The organism is Yoonia sp. TsM2_T14_4 (assembly GCF_049602355.1).
GTDB classification, from domain to species: Bacteria; Pseudomonadota; Alphaproteobacteria; order Rhodobacterales; family Rhodobacteraceae; genus Yoonia; species Yoonia vestfoldensis_A.
Window position 1 is genome coordinate 1612641 of record NZ_CP187137.1, and the last position, 17067, is coordinate 1629707.

The window sequence follows — 17067 nt, forward strand, 5'->3', positions numbered from 1 at the left end:
TCCACTTTCTGTTGCAGCAGTGCATTTTGTGCGAACCACTATTAGGGTCTGCTCAACCTGTTCCCGCTACACTTGATTTCCATCGCCCCCCCTTGCTAGCCAATCGGGCCGTTTACCAGCGTTATACTTGGCTCGATTAGAAATGATCTGCTGGTATTGGTTGTTGCCTGCCGTCTCATACGATCCTGCCTCAGTGAAACAGCCCAATAGTGTCTCAAAACTAGGCAATAATAATCCTATTGAAGCAGTTCTCTAAATATACTATAACCCTATTGAGAATCATGCACAGGGGATTGAGACGTTGCTGGTAGGAATTGCAAGAACATCGACACTGGACCAACAGGCTGGGCTTGAGGCCCAAGTCAGGGACCTACAGGCTTTCGGTTGTGAGGAAGTCTATCAGGAACAAGTGTCATCTGTTGGTGAACGCCCCCAGCTAGATGCTGCCATCAAGTCTCTGCGCAAGGGTGACAAGCTGGTCGTGACCAAGCTGGACCGTCTGGCAAGGTCTGTCAGGCATCTTGGGGAGTTGCTTGAGACGCTGGAGGCGAAGGGTGCAGGGCTAGTCATCTTGTCGATGGGTGGTCAGCAGATAGACACCACAACAGCCACAGGGAAGATGATGTTGAACGTCATGGCATCTGTTGCCCAGTTCGAGCGTGAGATGATGCTTGAGCGTCAGAGTGAAGGTATTGCCAAGGCCAAGGCTGAGGGCAAGTACACAGGTCGTAAACCTACTGCCATGAACAAGTCAGATGCTGCTTTGTCGTTGTTGAAGACAGGTATGTCCAAGGCCACGGTCTGTGAACAGCTGGGCATCAGCAGGGCAAGCCTTTACCGTATTCTTGCGGCTTGATGCTGGCGTATCGTAGTAGTAGCGCAGCTATGCTTCTTGGGACCCCTATTTTCTGGGACAGGGGTTTTGCCCCCAAGGGTTTCCCCATTGGTATGCAAGACAAAAAATTAGTTTGGCCCATGCTTTATTATGTCGTGTGAAAGCCAACGAACTAGCTTTCTCTCACTTCACAGCAGCGTTCGTCGGGCGAACTCTCTTACAGCCTTGCCCCACAACACGCGTGGGTCTTTGTTGATGACTTCGCGGACATCAGCCAACAAATTATCCAGCCTGAGGATGCAGGTCCTAACCTCTCGAAGTGTAGGAACCGCCGTTGCAAGGCTTGTTCAGGGCACTCGTTCCTGCGACGAACTTCTTGAGTTGCGGTTGTCAGGCCGAGCTATCAGTAGTAGTGGTGGTATTTGATATAGCTAAAGTATCTCTGTGATCAAAAGTACTGCGTGGACCTTAACTAAAATGGTTAAACAGCTACAGCTCTCTAAGTTATTCTGGATTGCCTTGGGAATAAATTATCTGTTCGGCATAGCCGTGATCTATAGTTTTCTGACTATTCCTGATAACATTTTCGATATAAATAATAATCCAGAACACACACTTGCAGTTTTCAAGTTAACATATGTCAGAGCTGCGATTGTTACGATTGCATTAATCTCCTATCCAATTTTACTATTGAAATCACGGAAATACATTACTTTGTTTACAGTTGGATTAACTGCTTGGGTTGTTGCAATGTACATTGACGATAACTTGGTTTTGTACAGAATTATAGAATATCCTGATAGAGGATTTGTTGTACTTCTTCAGACGCTTCGCCCAATTACAATTGCCTGCTTGATCTGGATGAGCTTTGAACTTACTTTCAGTAAATACAAGAAATATTAGCGACGTGTCGAACAACAGACTAAACGATAAAGAAATTAGCGCTCTCCTTCAGTCCTTTGAGGAAGTAAGTGGGAATAACACATCCTCACTCAAGCAAAGCACTTTGTTTAAAGCATTGCTTATCTCTATCAACATATACTTTTTTACCTTCATATCTATTTACTATCTATCGGTAAACGGTCTGATTTATGCGCCAGGTCAAGAATTAATGAATGAAGAGCTTAGCGGCGCTTTATATGGTCGGTCTCATGTAGTTTTCTGGCTTCTTGCTGCGTTAAATATAAGTGCATATTTTAATTTTGGGTTCAGGACAGTTTGCCTAACCCTGTTTATCTATGCGCTGAATACTACGATAGATAATCTAGTTATCTTTTATGAAGTATTAATTTTTGAAAATCGACCATATTTCACAACCTTCGCATTTTCTTTACCAGTGGTTCTTGTTGGCATCGCGCTGATGGCAGCAGTCTTTAAAAATGGTCTTGAAGATGAGGAGCAATAGACACCAAAAGTGAGGACATCGCTGACTATTTCAGTATTAGTAATGATGGTCAAAGCATGAGAGTTGCAGCGTCGGTAACGGTGTGTATTACACCTGACCACCGTATAGCTCGGTTCACGAACCGCGATGCGGGGCTTTGTTCACCTATTTGGTAAGCCTTCTCGGACACAATCGGGATATGGTAGCCCACTCGCAAAGCCGTGGCACCAGTCCAGTCACTGTGCTTACAATGTTGCGGGGCGACGCTACGCGGTTAGAAACCTGCCCCCAGTGTTTCCTGCCTTCCTACAGGTCACTCAGTGCCACTCCCAAGTGTCCCAGTTTATCGCCTCAACAGCCTTAATCAGCGCCTGCGGCTTCAATCCTGCCATGTAGTTCTTCATATGCGCATCTTTCCCAAGGCTGTGACCCACGATGGAGTAAATGGCCTTATCGGGTATCCCCTCAGGGGAGTTGTGCAGCATGGTAACGACGGATGTGCGGAATTGGTGCGCTGACATTGCCAACCACTCTCATGTACGCCTGTAGGGCCTCTCAGGGGTACTGCTGGGACCAGTCAACACTATTGATTGCTAACCTCAGCTCCTCGAACACCAAACCATCAGAATAATTCCCAAAGCTCTGGTTGTCTTGGGCATGTCCCATCAGACGCGCGACAAGATACCTACGTGCGAAAATCGCCCCAGTCCTTGCAAGCAAGTGCAGCAAGCTGGTTCTGGAGCATATTCCTAGCTGGGTAAGCTGAACCATAAGCCTGCGCCACTGCACTACTCTGCTTAGTCTTGTGCGCAATGAGATAGTCTCGTTCGGCAATCGGTACTCTAGCAGCGTCCAACCTGTCCTGCCACGTATGTCGGGCGCTGTGCGCTGTAACGCCATCTCTCGTAATACCTGCCCGCTTGCGCACTTTATTAGCCTCCGCTGAAGCTCTATCACGACCAGATGTAATGTTGGCAAACTCAGGGAATATTGGGTCGTTTGAGTTATCAGACATCTTGTAGCTCCTAAGACCGTCTAGGAGGGGACCAACCAAGGGAATGTTTGCTTGGATACCGTCCTTATCAAGTCGCCTGATGCTGTTATGTCTGAGGTACATTGTTGGGATGTTTTCCTTCAGATTCACGTCCCGCACCTCAAGCCCATATGCGTCGCTCACTCTGCATCCCGTGTACAACAGGAACAACACAAGTAGTCTCACATGATCCTCAGCCTGACAGGCTGCTGTCTCATACCTGCGAAACTCGTCTGGGTTTAAAGGCCATTTCTTCTTGGTAAATTGCTCCTCACGCCTCTTGTTACGGAGCTTGGCGAATGGGTTACGCATGAGGTGGTTGCCGATATACAGCCCCTGCCCCTTCTCAATGATATGAGAAAATACCGCACTTGGATAACGAAGGTTACTGTCGCCAGTGGCTGTATTTGGGTGCTGGTCTCGTAAGTACCGCCTGAAGCCGATGGCCTCTTCTACAGTGATGCTTGTAACAAGGCGATCAAACCCTTTCACAGCACGGCCACCCTCAATAAAAGCTGCAAACTGTGTTATCACACGCTTGGTGTTGGTCGTTTGAGACTGGATAGTACGCGCATTTCCACCAATGTTCTTTTCAGCATAGAACTCAAGATAAGAGACCATGGCAGTCTTTAAGGTCGGGGTTGTCGTAGACGCTATGGCACCTGAGACGATACCTTCCGTTACACTCTCAACCGTGGAAGCACTCTGAGACTTGTATGGCGTTTGATAGTTGGGTTCTGCCCACCTGCCACTCTGATAATCTTTTTCAAGTTGAGCGTCGTCAATCAAAGCATCGGCAGCCAGCCCGTAGTAAATGTCTAGGCCCTCCAAATACGTCTGCTCAGCGTCCTTAAACGCAACATATTCGGCATCTGTATGACCAGCCTTCAAGACAGGAGCTTGATCGGGATGAAGACCCCATTTTCGAACTCGACTGTCTGCAATGTTACGAATGTCTTGGGGCGTCAAATCATGAGCGCCTTCGAGCACCTTTGTCAGCCTCAGCTTCGTGGCGTTAAACTCTGCCAACACCAACGAGCACCGCTTTAAAGCAGTCGCCTCATCCTTGGTCTCAAGCGCCACTTTTACCTCACGCTTACCCCACAGACTTCTTAAAGTCGCAGGTACCTGCTTACGAAAGGAATAGTATCCAGTCGATGACCGCTTCATGCCGTTCTTTTGTCTGACCAGTCGCACTGCTTGTACCAACCTAGTACCATCTCTTAGTACCAAATCGGGGGAATTAACTCGTAAAGTCAACAAAATAAGTATTATTTAGGTGTAAATGGTGCCCCACACGGACCCGCTAATTTCTGCTAACTTAATGTTATAATTATATAAAAATTTTTACTTATATTTTGCCACCCCCAATGACACCCCCAATTTACGTTCCTTGTACGCCAACTGGATTGAGGTTGGCTTAAAGATTGGGACGTCAACGGCTGGATACTACCGATGTTGTACTTACTTTTCAGGCAAGGTTCTTCTCGCGGGGCGGATCAGGCATGAGTTGAGTGCATCATAATTACAAATTTGATCATTCTAAGCTTACTCAATGGAATAGGGGAAGCGACATAGCCACGATCTCCACCAGACGCGAGAGCGACCAATTGCTTAATCAATCTGCTCTACGTTTTTCAGCACTTGTAAGTTTGAGTTCAAGAAGCCGCTGCGACCAGTGATGCGACGAACCGTTCCAGTTCCGCATCAGTAATCGTGACGGTATGTTCAGGCCCAGGATAAGCACAACCATCGACGTCGGCCTTGAATTCTCGGAACGCAGCGATCCGTTCGAGCTGCAGGCGGTCAAGCTCTGCCTTAAAATTGCGATAGGTCTTTGCATGCCGCGGTTTATGCCCCTGCGTGTGGCCCAGCACGTCTTCGGCAAACAGATACTGCGCGTCAGCATATGGCCCAGCCCCCATGCCCAGCAGCACAAGGTTTGTCCGCTCCGCGATTTCTTTTGCTACACGATCCGGCACGACCTCCAATTCCGCTCCGAAGCAGCCGATTTCCTCGAGTTGCTTGACATGGTTGAACACATGCAGAGCGCTTTGCGCAGTTTTGCCAACTGCTTTGAAACCTCCGGTCCATGTCGCTTTGGACGGTATCAGCCCAACGTGGCCGACGACAGGGATACCGTCGTCGGCGATCGCCTTGATCGTTCCCATCGACGACGCACAATAGACGCAGTCACCACCAACCTTCACGGCACGATGTGCTGCACGTTGGTAATCCTCTTGCGTCACCAGTTCACCGTACAGCAAACCGACCTGCACAAAGCAGTCACCCGCGGCTTCGCGCATTTCATCGTTCCATACCGGATCGATAATCGACAACATGTCAATGCCAGCGGTAGCTGCAGCTGCGGCTTCTGCCGGCGTATCCACATAGAGCATGGTCAGTTGGCGCTTGCCTTTGAGCGCGCGGATGTCTGCCACCGTTGGCCGCTTGTAATAAAGTCCCATTGTCATCTCCAATGATCAGGCTGTTGTCGCAGGCTTGAGTAATGTTTTGAGGTTGATGTCAGGATCGTTCAGGTGCTCGGCGACTATAGAAACTCCAGCTTCGATCAATTTTTGCGCGAGCTTGATATCTTTGGCGATTGCATTGCCGCGGCCCAGCCCGACGGCACCGACCAACTGACTGGCTTCATTGACGTAAAAAAGAACTTCGGCGTCATTATCGACCTTACGCGTCGCAAAAACGGCGCCGTTGGTCTGCCCCACGCCTTGCAGGCCAAGATCGAACTGGTCAGACCAGAACCAGACGGGACCGTCGAACGCGTGCTGCCCGCCTGCCATGTTCCGTCCGGCGATATCCCCCTGGATTTGCGCGTTTTGCCATGTTTCGAAACGCTGGCGGATGCCACCGCGCTGGACACTGGCGCAATCGCCAGCGGCAAAGACATGTGGATCATCAGTACAAAGGTTGTCATTCACGCAGACGCCATTCTCAATCGCCAGACCTGCCACAGCAGCCAGCCCAGTTCTTGGCGCGACACCAATTGCAGCCACAACCAGATTTGCCGCAAGCATCCGACCGTCAGCAAGAACCACATGCTCAGCCGTGATACTGTCAACTTCCACACCGCAGAAGATGTGCGATCCTTCCGACACATGCCGGTCAACAATCCTTTGCGCCAGCGGGCGCGGCACATTTCGACCCAAAGCGACTGGCGCATACTCCAGCACAGACACATCAACGCCCCGCGCTACGAGGACTGCGGCAAGTTCTAGACCGATCAACCCCGCCCCCACGATCACCACTTTCGTGCCCGGTTGCGCGATATCATAAATGCGCGCGGCATCCTGTACCGTCCGCAATGACAGCGCCCGTTCTCCTCCGTCGCAGGTCAACTGCCGTGCGCTGGCACCTGTTGCGAAAAGCAATTTGTCGTAGCCGAGCTTGACACCCGTTGACAGCGTCACACACCGTACTTCCCTGTCAAGGGAAATTGCCTGCAGGCCATCCAAAAGCGTGATCGCCTTATCACGCAACATGTCAGCAGAGCAGATCGGCTTCCGGATGATCCCTTGTGCATCAGGCTTGGACAGAGGAGGCCGCTCGTAAGGCAGCCCCGTTTCCTCACCGACAATCGTAATCGGGCCAGAATACCCTTGGTCCCGAGCGGAAAACGCAGCGCGAGAACCACACTCGCCTCCGCCCAGTATTACGATGCCTGACATATCAGATTTCAATCAAGACTCGGTCACCTTCGACCTTGGTTGCGTAAGTTCCAAGGTTCACACAGACCGGCGCGCGCATGGCCTTGCCGGTGCGATAATCGAACTGGCCGTTATGCTTGGGACATTCGATGGTGTGATCCATCACCAACCCATCGGCCAAATGGATCTGCTCATGCGTGCAAAGCCCGTCGGTGCAAAAGTATACGTTATCAGGCGAGCGGTAGATCGCGAAAGTCCGACCGTCATAGTCGAAACGGATCACGTCTTCTTCGTCAATGTCCTCTGCCGCGCAAGCGTCAATCCAGTTTGCCATGTTTTTTCTCCTTACTCAGCGGGAACGGCTTGGGGTGTCGTTGTTCTGGCTCCGGTATCGCCCAAGGCACCTTCGTGCAGGTCTGTACGATAGGGCCGCGCCGTTGGCGGCAGATCCCGGGTCAAGAATTCATCGTGATAACGCAGCTGTCGCAGCAGGATCGGCCAAACTTCTTTGTAGGCCTGCAAGATCGAGGGGTTTGCGGCAGGCGCGTCCTGCTTGATCAATTCATGCAATTCCGCAAGCCGGTGGTAAGGCACCATCGGGAACATATGATGCTCGACGTGGTAGTTCATGTTCCAATAGATGAACCGGCTGACGGGATTCATGTAGACTGTACGGCTGTTCAGGCGGTGGTCGATCACGTTGTCGGCAAGCCCTGCGTGTTGCAGAATACCTGTCATGACATGGTGCCAAGCGCCGTATAGCCGCGGCAGACCGATAATCATCAGAGGCAGGATCGACTGCAGAACAACAGCGATCGCAATGACCGCGGCATAGATTACCACCCAGATCCGAGCGACGCGAATGACCTTATAGTGTTCACTTTGCGGTATGTAGGTCACTTCTTCTGTCTCAAGCTTCCCTGATGCGTTGACGATCATCCGCTGCCAGCCATGGAAGGCGTCAAGAATACCAAAAAAGTTGAGGAAAATCCGGAATAAGGCAGGCGGGCGCATGGCGACGATTTCAGGATCGCGCCCAACGATGACCGTATCGGTGTGGTGGCGCGCATGGCTCCACCGCCATGTAACGGGGTTGCGGACCATACAAAACGACGCGATCTGATATACCCAGTCATTGTATTTCGCCGTCCGGAACGGTGTTCCATGGCCACATTCGTGCCAACGGCTGTCCATCGCAGAGCCATACAGCACACCATAAGCCAGCCAGAATGGTGCCGACCACCACGACGGCCACAGTGCAACGCCAATCGCGGTAAAAACGAACATCGCACTGAACAGGATCAGCGTGTCGCGGATTGCGGGCTGGTCCTCGCGCTTCATCAAAGCCTTCATCTGCTGGCGTGGAATATCGGTGTGATACCAGTCAGCGGCTGCCAGACCGTTTTCGACGGCTAGCGCCGCGTCAGGACCAAGAAGGGAATAATCTCGTTTCGTCATTGCCATCTCCTGCGCATCAAATTGGCGAAGTGATACCAGATCAAGGCGGGGGATGTCGCGTAACGACTTGTATATTACATCATTTTACATCATCAAATTCTCATGTAATGATGTAAATTTATCGGCTGAAAAAATGGCACAACGACCAACAATCAAAGACCTGGCCCAAGCGGCGGGCGTGGGCGTCGCGACCGTGGACCGCGCATTGAACAGCCGTTCAAACGTGCGGCAGGAAACACTTGATCGGGTTCTCGAAGCAGCGGAGCGCATCGGATACCCCACGCGAGTTCTGGCAGCGCGCCGCGAAGATACGACCCGGCCACTCGTCAAGTTCGGATTTGTCCTGCACAAGGGCGGACAAGAATTTTATCGTAATTTCGCCCAAGAACTTCAAAAAGCGGTCGAGACCCGGACTGATATTCGCGGTCGTGTGATCATCCGGTTTGCGGCCTCTCAGGCACCCGATGATTTTGCCAAGGAAATTCTAGAGGTCTCGCGCAGTTGCGATGTCATCGCGACGTCGGCGATCAATCATCCCAGCCTTTCAGCCCTGGCAGCAAAACTGATTGACGAAGGCATCCCCGTTTTCGCGCTTTTGAATGATTTCGCCCAGGGCGTGCGACAGAATTATCTGGGCCTGAACAATGTCAAAGTGGGACGCGTGGCCGCATGGATGATCGTGACGCAGGCCCGCACGAACGGAAAACTTGCAGTTTTTGTAGGGGGGAACAGGTGGCATGGTCACCTGCTACGCGAGACAGGTTTTCAAAGCTACATTCGAGAATATGCCCCTGAATTTCAGATGCTTGACACGGTCGTTAATCTTGAGACACGGCAAGTGACTTATGAGGCGACGCTTGAACTGCTAAGCAGGCAGCCCGACCTGCGCGGCATCTATATTGCAGGCGGCGGGATGGAAGGCGCGATTGCGGCCTTGCGTGAAGCGCGACCGCCGGGAAAGGTGGCTTTGGTCGTAAACGAATTGACCGAGGAAAGCCGCAAGGGGCTGGTCGACCGCTACATCACGATGGTGATTGCAACGCCGCTTCAGCACCTTAGTCGTGATCTGATAGGCTTGATGATTAACGCTGTCAGGGACGGGCCGGATTCGACGTCCAGCCAGCACTTCATGACACCCCAGCTTTATGTGCCAGAATCGTTCTGACCAGAGTGCCGGCTCAGGCGTCGCGCTCCATGATCCATTCGACATGTGGCGCGGGGACAAAGCGCCATTTGCGCAACGGGCCAGCCATGACGTTAAGGTAATACATTTCGAACCCATAGGGCGCGCCGCAAGGGTGGTGGCCACGCGGAACACACACAACCTCGCCGTCAGACACAGCCATGGTTTCATCAAGCTGGCCGTCGTCGGTATAGACGCGCTGGATACCAAAGCCTGATGCAGGGTTCAGGCGATGGTAATAGGTTTCTTCCAGATAGGTGATGCGCGGAAAATCGTCTTCGTCATGGCGGTGGCTGGGATAGGACGACCAGTGCCCAGCGGGGGTGAACACTTCGGTCACAAGCAGGCTATCGCAATAGTCTTCGTTTTCCATCGCGATGTTGTTGATGTGGCGTGTGTTGGTGCCCTTGCCGCGTGCGGTCAGGGTGATCCCGTCAGGCCCGATGCGCCGTGCCTGATGGCCGCCTTTGCCCGGAGCCGTGCAAACGGCAAGAACGCAGTCGGTTTCGGCGGTTGCCGACCAATCGGTCCCGTTTGGCAGGTACAGGCAATGCGGCGGTGTTTTTTCGAACACATTCATCCGCTCGCCCAGAACACCCCAATCCTGACCCGCACCGGTAATCGCAGCCTTGCCCTCGACCATCACCAGAATGACCTCGCGGTCTCCTGTGACCTCGGCAACAGTATCCCCCGCTATTAGCCGGTAGAGCGAGAACCCGACATAGCGCCATCCCGCGCTTTCCGGCGTGATCTGGTGCACCTTGCCTCGGGTGCCGAATGGTTTCTTTAGGAGGTCAGTCACAATGAAGTCCTTTAGTGTACGATGGTCAGGCCTGAGCAGCCACAGATTTTGACAATATGATCATATCCGATCTTGGAGTAGTCAAAGGGCGGGGCCTTGGCAGGGTCCTGCTCGGCCTCGACCACAATCCAGCCCTGATAGTCCATCGCCTTGAGCTTGTCGGTGATGGCCTGAAAGTCGATGCAGCCCTCGGGGTCACCCGGGACCGAGTAAACACCGGCCGCAACCCCATCGAGAAAGCTTCTGTCACCAGCATGAACCCAGTCCAGCACCGGTTGGCGCACGTCTTTGAAGTGGACATGGTGAACTCTGTGGCCCCATTTATCCAGAACCGAAACTGGGTCGGCACCGGCAAAGTGCAGGTGTCCGGTGTCATAAAGAAGGGTCAGGTCCGATGTGGACCCTTCCATTAGCCAGTCGATGTCCTCTGCGTCCTGCACCATTGCACCCATGTGGTGATGATAGGACAGCACACAGCCCTTATCGGCGGACCACTTGGCTAGTTCCGACAGTTTCGCGCCGTAGGCCATAACCTCGTCCCTGCTGAGTTTCGGGCGCTGGCTTACGGGACGGCTAATGGCGCCCTGTATCGTGTTCGAACATTCGGCATAGACGATACACGGGGCGTTCAGCGCGGCGAACTGCTCTACCTGCTGGCGCACGGCCTCTTTTTCTTGGGCAACGGATGACACCATCAAATTGCCCGAACACCAGCCGCCACAGAGTGCAACGCCGTAACGGTCGAGATATGCGCGCAAACCCGCGGTATCGGCAGGCATACGGCGGCCCCGTTCGACACCTTGATAGCCAATCTTTGCTGCATCCTCCATAGCCCCTTCAGTCGTGTAAGCTGCTGTGAGTTCTGGCAGATCGTCGTTCTGCCACGCAATCAGTGATATGCCGATCTTGACTGCCATCAGTCCGCCCTTTGCTTTGTCTTTTTGGATTCATAGTCCGCGCGTGCGGCGATTACTTTGGCTCGCTGAGACACCTGTGGCACCCCAACGTCCCACCACGTGCCTCCATGCGGCGTGCTAGGATAGGGGTCGGTGTCAATGACGACGACGTAGGGCCCTTGCATGTCACTACGACTTGCCAGGGCAACTTCCAGTTCGGCGATCGACGAAACTTTGACGCTGGTGGCACCCATACTGGCGGCATGGGCGGCAAAGTCGATAGCCGAAGGTTGCGCATGAACACTATGGTCCAGCAGATTGTTGAACTCCGCCCCGCCGGTGGCCATCTGGAGCCGGTTGATGCATCCATAGCCGCGGTTGTCGGTCACAACCACGGTAAAGGCGATACCCATCATGGCCGCGGTCGCCAATTCTGCGTTGGCCATCATATAGGTGCCGTCGCCGGTAAAGCAGATCACGTCGCGGTCGGGCTGTGCCATCTTGATACCCATCGCACCTGCAATTTCATAGCCCATGCAGCTAAAACCGTACTCCATGTGGTAGGACATGGGCCGCGCCGATTTCCAAAGCTTGTGCAATTCGCCGGGCATCGTGCCCGCCGCGCACATTACAACCGTGGCGTCGGTGGCTGCACGCTGGACAGCGCCCACAACCTGCATATCGGTCGGCAGCGCGTGCGTGTCACTAGGCGCGTCGGTCAGGGGATCGACCTTGTCAAACCAGTCCGATTTCAGCCCAGTGACCGGCGTCTTGGCAAAATGTTCACCCAAAGCCTCTGACAGCGCCTCCAGACCGACCTTGGCATCCGCCAGCAGCGGCAACGCGTCATGCTTGGCCGCGTCATAGGCCGCGACGTTCAAACATGCGATCCGGCGCGCAGGGTTGGCAAACAGCCCCCATGAACCGGTCGTGAAATCCTGAAAACGTGTACCGACACCGAGCACCAGATCGGCTTTGGCGCAAACCGTATTTGCAGGCGTACCGCCGGTTACACCAATCGGCCCGAGGTTTAGCGGGTGATCCCAAGCCAGTGCTGACTTACCCGCCTGCGTTTCTGTGACAGGAATGTTGTGCGCATCTGCAAAGGCCCGCAGCGCATCGGTTGCGCCAGAGTAATGCACACCGCCACCCGCCACGATCACCGGGCATTGCGCATCCTTGATCGCCTCAGCAAGGGCTACCAGCTCTTCTAAGTCGGGACGGATACGGCGGGTTGTCCAGACCTTGGGAGCAAAGAAGCTTTCAGGGTAATCGTAAGCCTCAGCCTGCACGTCCTGGCAGAATGCCAAAGTCACAGGGCCGCAGTCCGCAGGATCGGTCATCGTGCGAAATGCGCGGGGCAAGGCGGTCAAAAGCTGTTCGGGCCGCGTAATGCGGTCAAAGTAGCGACTGACGGGCTTGAAGACATCGTTGACGCTGATTGTGCCGTCATTGAAGTCCTCGATCTGTTGCAGCACAGGATCAGGACCACGGTTGGCAAAGACATCGCCCGGCACGAGCAACACAGGCAGCCGGTTGACATGCGCGAGCGCCGCTGCCGTCACCATATTTGTGGCCCCCGGCCCGATTGAGGACGTGACCATCATCGCCCGTTTACGACCCAGTTGCTTGGCATAGGCAATGGCAGCATGGGCCATCGTCTGTTCGTTATGGCCGCGGTAGGTTGGAAGATTGTCCTGAACGTGATAAAGCGCCTCACCAATACCGGCCACATTACCGTGCCCGAAGATCGCCCAGCACCCTGCGATGAATTGCTCTCCGTTTCCGTTCATCTGGGCCGCCACATAACGGACCATGGCCTGGGCGGCTGTCAGTCGGATTGTCTTGGTCATCGGTGTCATCCTTCAGTCCGCGTACGCATGGGCCGCTACGCGGGCCTGATCCCAGAGATGGCAAAGGCGCGCAAACCGTCCGGCCATTTGCGTCACGGCGTCGATATCGTTCATTTCGCCTTTCATCCATGCACGGGCAGCATCACCAAAGATCGTACGGCCCACCGCAAAACCTTTGACCAACGGCTGTTTCGCCGCCAGCGCAAAGCTTGCCGCAAGTTCATCCTCCGGCGCATCCAGACCCAGAACGACGATACCGCGTGTACGTGGATCGTTGCGTTCGATCGCGGCCACCGCGTTGGACCATGCAGCCTCAGTCCGAAATGGCTCAAGCTTCCACCAGTCGGGGAAAACGCCCGCGTCATAGAACTGCTGGATCAGCCTCGGCGTGGTGCCGTCATCAATCGGTGCAACTTTGGAGGGGATCACCTCAAGCAGAAACTCCAGACCGTTGCGGCGGCTGGCTGCCCAGACACGTTTGACCACCTCTTCTTGCTTGGCGCGGGTCTCGGCATCATCGTCCGGATGACAAAAGACCAAAGTTTTTACGACGTTGCCTGCTGCCCATTCTCTCAACTTGCCGTAGTCAGCCCCCAGTTCTGGTTCCAATTCAATCGGGCGCGAGCCGGGCCATTCGGTCGGGCGGCCGATCCATAAGCCCGCCCCGGACGCGCGATGCAATGCCGACCGTCCAATCCGGTTGTCACACAAAATACCATACCCGGGCATGCCACCTTGGACCTTCAATGCCGCGTCAAGGCACAGCTCTTTGAAGGCGCCCCCTTTCGCCAGGGTATACCCTTCCATCTCCTCAAGTTGCAGCCGATGGTCAAAGGCGAAAGTTTTAACCGATGACCAATTGTGGGCGCGGTTCGTAGCCCAATGCACCTGTTCCAATTCGGCGTCGTTGCGCAAATCGGGTCGCGTGATCCCGCGGCCAAAGAAAAACTGAAGCTCATCCCAGCTTGGGTAAGCCGGGGTGCAGCCATGACGGCTGACTGCAAATGCCCCACAGGCATTGGCGTATTGCAGCGCCGTAGTCCAGTCGGCACCATCCAGCCAGCCTTTGAGCAGGCCAGACATGAAGCCATCGCCAGCACCCAGCACATTAAACACTTCGACCGGAAAACCCGGACCGGCAACGCCTTTATCCAGCGTGTCGGGAATGGCGCCGGTAAAGGCCACCGCACCGGCAGCCCCGCGTTTGCATACCAGCGTCGCAGCCGTTACCGCACGCACAGCGCGCAGGGCCGCGATGGTATCTGTCGTGCCGCCAGCGATGTGAAACTCTTCCTCGGTCCCGACAATCAGGTCGAACAGATGCAGTGTGTCTTGCAACTTTTCCGTCACTGCAGCGCTCTCGACAAAGCGGCTTTCTCCGTCACCGTGACCAGCCACGCCCCAAAGGTTTGGACGATAGTCGATATCTAGTGCTGTGCGCATACTGTCGGCGCGGGCAATGTGCAGGGCCTTGATCGTCGCAGCCGCTACACGGCTGTGGCTCAGGTGTGTCCCAGTGGCCACCACGGCGCGGGCGCTGCGAACGAAATCTTCGTCGATATCGTCTACTGTCAGCCCCATATCGGCACAGTTTTCACGATAGAAGATCAGTGGAAACTGTTCGCTGTCGCGGATCCCAAGAAGCACAAGCGCCGTCAGCCGTTCAGGATCGATCTTTACCCCGTCTGTATTTACACCCTCGGCACGCAATTGTTCTACGATAAAGCGGCCCATATGCTCGTCACCCACACCAGTGATCAGGGCAGATTTCAGTCCCAGGCGAGCCGTGCCGCAGGCGATATTCGTGGGGCTGCCGCCGATATACTTTTCGAACGACCGCATATCCTCAAGCCGGCCGCCAATCTGCGCGCCGTAAAGATCGACCGAGCTGCGACCAATGGTGATCAGATCAAGTGGCTTGGTCGTTTTGTGATCCTGCGTCATCAGCCCATCCGCTCCGAGGCAAAAGAACCAGGCGATGCCGGAAACACGACCGTCTTGTCACCGTTGATAAAGACACGGCCATGCACATGCGCATGGATCGCCCGCGATAGCACCTGCGCTTCGACATCGCGGCCAAGCGAGACATAATCATCGGCAGACTGGGCATGGGTGACGCGGATCGTGTCCTGTTCGATGATCGGTCCTTCATCCAGATCGGCTGTCACATAATGCGAGGTCGCGCCGATCAGTTTCACCCCACGCTCCAATGCCTGCTTGTAAGGATTGGCGCCCTTGAAACTGGGCAGGAAAGAATGGTGGATATTGATGATCCGCCCCGACATCTTGCGACACAGCGCGTCGGACAGGATCTGCATGTAACGCGCAAGCACTATCAATTCGGTGCCCGTTTCTTCGACCACCTGCATGATTTGGGCCTCTGCTTCAGGCTTGTTGGCCTTGGTCACGTTGATGTAGCGGAACGGCAGGTCATGGCTGACCACCACCTTTTGGTAATCCATGTGGTTCGAAATCACTGCAACGATATCGACAGGCAACGCCCCGATCCGCCAACGATACAACAGATCGTTCAGACAATGCCCGAAGCGGCTGACCATGATCACGACTTTCGGCTTGACCGCCTCATCAAAGAAATGCGCATTCATGCCGAACGCGTCCGCGATCGGTGCAAAATCCGAACGCAGTTTCTCTAGCGGCAATCCTTCCTCCGACCGAAAGCTGACCCGCATGAAGAAATTGCCCGTATCCGCGTCGTCGAACTGCGCACTGTCGATGATATTGCATCCGGCCTCTGCCAGATAAGTGGATACCGCAGCGACGATACCGCGTCTGGATGTACATTGAACGCGAAGCGCGAAGCTGTTCATAAGGCTCGTCCTTCTTTTCTTTCAGGGATCTTGTCAAAAACTGACCACTTCACAGCCAGCGCCAATGTACCTTTTGAAAGGCCATTGGCGCTGCAATTGCCCAAGCAGCTTACCCTAGGCCAAGCTGACGGCCTGTCCTGTTTGTGCAGACTTTAGCGCCGCATCCGCCAGTTCCAGAGCCTTCAAACCGTCCATACCTGTCGTCTTGGTTGGTGTGCCGTTCGCAATAGCATCGACAAAAGACGCAATCTCGTTGGCATAGGCCGCAGTATAACGGGACATGAAGAAATTCAGCAGCGGCGGGCGGGTATACCCTGCCCCATTCGCGATTTCGATCCGGCTCTCGCGGTGGTTTTCGGCAGAGACAGAGCCTTTTGATCCATGGACTTCGATCCGCTGATCATAACCATAAGTCGCGCGGCGGGTGTTATTGATCGTACATTGCTTGCCACTTGCCGTCATCAGGATCACATTGACGCTGTCATAATCGCCCAGTTCTTTGATCGCCGGATCGGTCAGGACAGACGCAGCCGCCTGAACTGAAGTGACTTCTTCGCCCAGTAGCCAGCGGGCCACGTCGAAATCGTGGATCGTCATATCCCGGAAAATCCCGCCAGAGCGTTTGATATAGTCTGCGGGCGGTGCGCCGGGGTCGCGACTCGTCAGTGTCACCATTTCAACCTCACCGATGACACCCTCGTCGATGGCCTGTTTCAGCGCCATGAAATCGGGGTCGAAACGGCGCTGGAAGCCAACCATCAGCAGCCCATTCTCGGCCACTACCGTGTCCACAACCTTGCGAGCGCGTGCGACGTCAAGATCTACTGGCTTTTCACAGAACACCGCTTTTCCGGCCTTGATGAAACGCTCGATCAAGTCAGCATGTGTGTCCGTTGGGGTGCAGATGATCACGGCATCGACATCGTCGGACGTGAGGATCATGTCGATGGAACGGATGTCGCAGCCATACGTGTCGCGGATGTGGTGCGCTGCCGCTGCGACAGGATCGGCGATGGCAACCAATGTTGCACCATTGACCGACGACACTGCTTTTGCGTGCACTTGTCCGATGCGGCCTGCACCCAGCACGGCAAATCTGATAGACATTCTTCTTCTCTTTCTCTTCC

General features: G+C 54.3%; 14 protein-coding genes. 3 read left to right on the forward strand and 11 right to left on the reverse strand.

What is annotated here, in order from left to right; translation table 11 throughout:
• Positions 1-301 precede the first annotated feature (301 nt).
• Positions 302-856: a recombinase family protein gene (locus ACPF9B_RS07875; RefSeq protein ID WP_424176552.1), complete on the forward strand. Its 555-nt coding sequence runs from the start codon at positions 302-304 to the stop codon at positions 854-856.
• An 886-nt stretch (positions 857-1742) separates the two neighbouring features.
• The gene (locus ACPF9B_RS07880; RefSeq protein ID WP_424176554.1) at positions 1743-2240 is read left to right on the forward strand and encodes a hypothetical protein; all 498 of its coding nucleotides are present in this window, start codon (positions 1743-1745) and stop codon (positions 2238-2240) included.
• 664 nt (positions 2241-2904) lie between these two features.
• Here the strand turns inward: ACPF9B_RS07880 and ACPF9B_RS07885 are convergent.
• The 5 genes from ACPF9B_RS07885 to ACPF9B_RS07905 form a co-directional block, all read right to left on the reverse strand.
• A complete protein-coding gene (locus ACPF9B_RS07885) occupies positions 2905-4422 on the reverse strand; it encodes a tyrosine-type recombinase/integrase (RefSeq protein ID WP_424176556.1) in 1518 nt (505 codons plus the stop codon).
• Between the two features lie 488 nt (positions 4423-4910).
• Positions 4911-5693: a 3-methyl-2-oxobutanoate hydroxymethyltransferase gene (locus tag ACPF9B_RS07890; RefSeq protein WP_424176558.1), complete on the reverse strand. Its 783-nt coding sequence runs from the start codon at positions 5691-5693 to the stop codon at positions 4911-4913.
• Between the two features lie 42 nt (positions 5694-5735).
• Entirely contained in the window at positions 5736-6941 is a 1206-nt protein-coding gene (locus tag ACPF9B_RS07895) for an NAD(P)/FAD-dependent oxidoreductase (RefSeq protein ID WP_424176560.1), read from the reverse strand.
• 1 nt (position 6942) lies between these two features.
• On the reverse strand, positions 6943-7254 hold the full coding sequence (locus tag ACPF9B_RS07900; protein ID WP_007204428.1) for a MocE family 2Fe-2S type ferredoxin: 312 nt from the start codon (positions 7252-7254) through the stop codon (positions 6943-6945).
• Between the two features lie 11 nt (positions 7255-7265).
• Complete coding sequence (locus ACPF9B_RS07905; RefSeq protein WP_424176563.1) at positions 7266-8378, reverse strand: fatty acid desaturase family protein; 1113 nt, start codon at positions 8376-8378, stop codon at positions 7266-7268.
• 52 nt (positions 8379-8430) lie between these two features.
• Here ACPF9B_RS07905 and ACPF9B_RS07910 point away from each other — a divergent pair, with 52 nt between their 5' ends.
• Positions 8431-9543 carry a LacI family DNA-binding transcriptional regulator gene (locus ACPF9B_RS07910; RefSeq protein ID WP_424176565.1) on the forward strand — a complete coding sequence of 371 codons (1113 nt, stop codon included), beginning with the start codon at positions 8431-8433 and terminating at the stop codon, positions 9541-9543.
• Between the two features lie 13 nt (positions 9544-9556).
• Here the strand turns inward: ACPF9B_RS07910 and iolB are convergent, their stop codons facing one another.
• From iolB to iolG, 6 genes are all read right to left on the reverse strand, one after another.
• Positions 9557-10363: a 5-deoxy-glucuronate isomerase gene (gene iolB / locus ACPF9B_RS07915; protein WP_040482752.1), complete on the reverse strand. Its 807-nt coding sequence runs from the start codon at positions 10361-10363 to the stop codon at positions 9557-9559.
• Between the two features lie 11 nt (positions 10364-10374).
• On the reverse strand, positions 10375-11280 hold the full coding sequence (gene iolE / locus ACPF9B_RS07920; protein ID WP_424176567.1) for a myo-inosose-2 dehydratase: 906 nt from the start codon (positions 11278-11280) through the stop codon (positions 10375-10377).
• On the reverse strand, positions 11280-13112 hold the full coding sequence (iolD, locus tag ACPF9B_RS07925; protein WP_424176569.1) for a 3D-(3,5/4)-trihydroxycyclohexane-1,2-dione acylhydrolase (decyclizing): 1833 nt from the start codon (positions 13110-13112) through the stop codon (positions 11280-11282). Before iolD ends, iolE begins: the two co-directional genes overlap by 1 nt.
• Positions 13113-13124: 12 nt before the next feature.
• Positions 13125-15056 (reverse strand): bifunctional 5-dehydro-2-deoxygluconokinase/5-dehydro-2-deoxyphosphogluconate aldolase, encoded by a 1932-nt coding sequence (locus tag ACPF9B_RS07930; protein ID WP_007204422.1) that lies wholly within the window; start codon positions 15054-15056, stop codon positions 13125-13127.
• Positions 15056-15940, reverse strand: coding sequence for a formyltetrahydrofolate deformylase (purU, locus tag ACPF9B_RS07935; RefSeq protein ID WP_007204421.1), 885 nt, complete (start codon positions 15938-15940; stop codon positions 15056-15058). The genes ACPF9B_RS07930 and purU overlap by 1 nt, the downstream gene beginning before the upstream one ends.
• 114 nt (positions 15941-16054) lie before the next feature.
• Positions 16055-17047, reverse strand: coding sequence for an inositol 2-dehydrogenase (gene iolG, locus ACPF9B_RS07940; RefSeq protein WP_424176572.1), 993 nt, complete (start codon positions 17045-17047; stop codon positions 16055-16057).
• Positions 17048-17067: the final 20 nt, after the last annotated feature.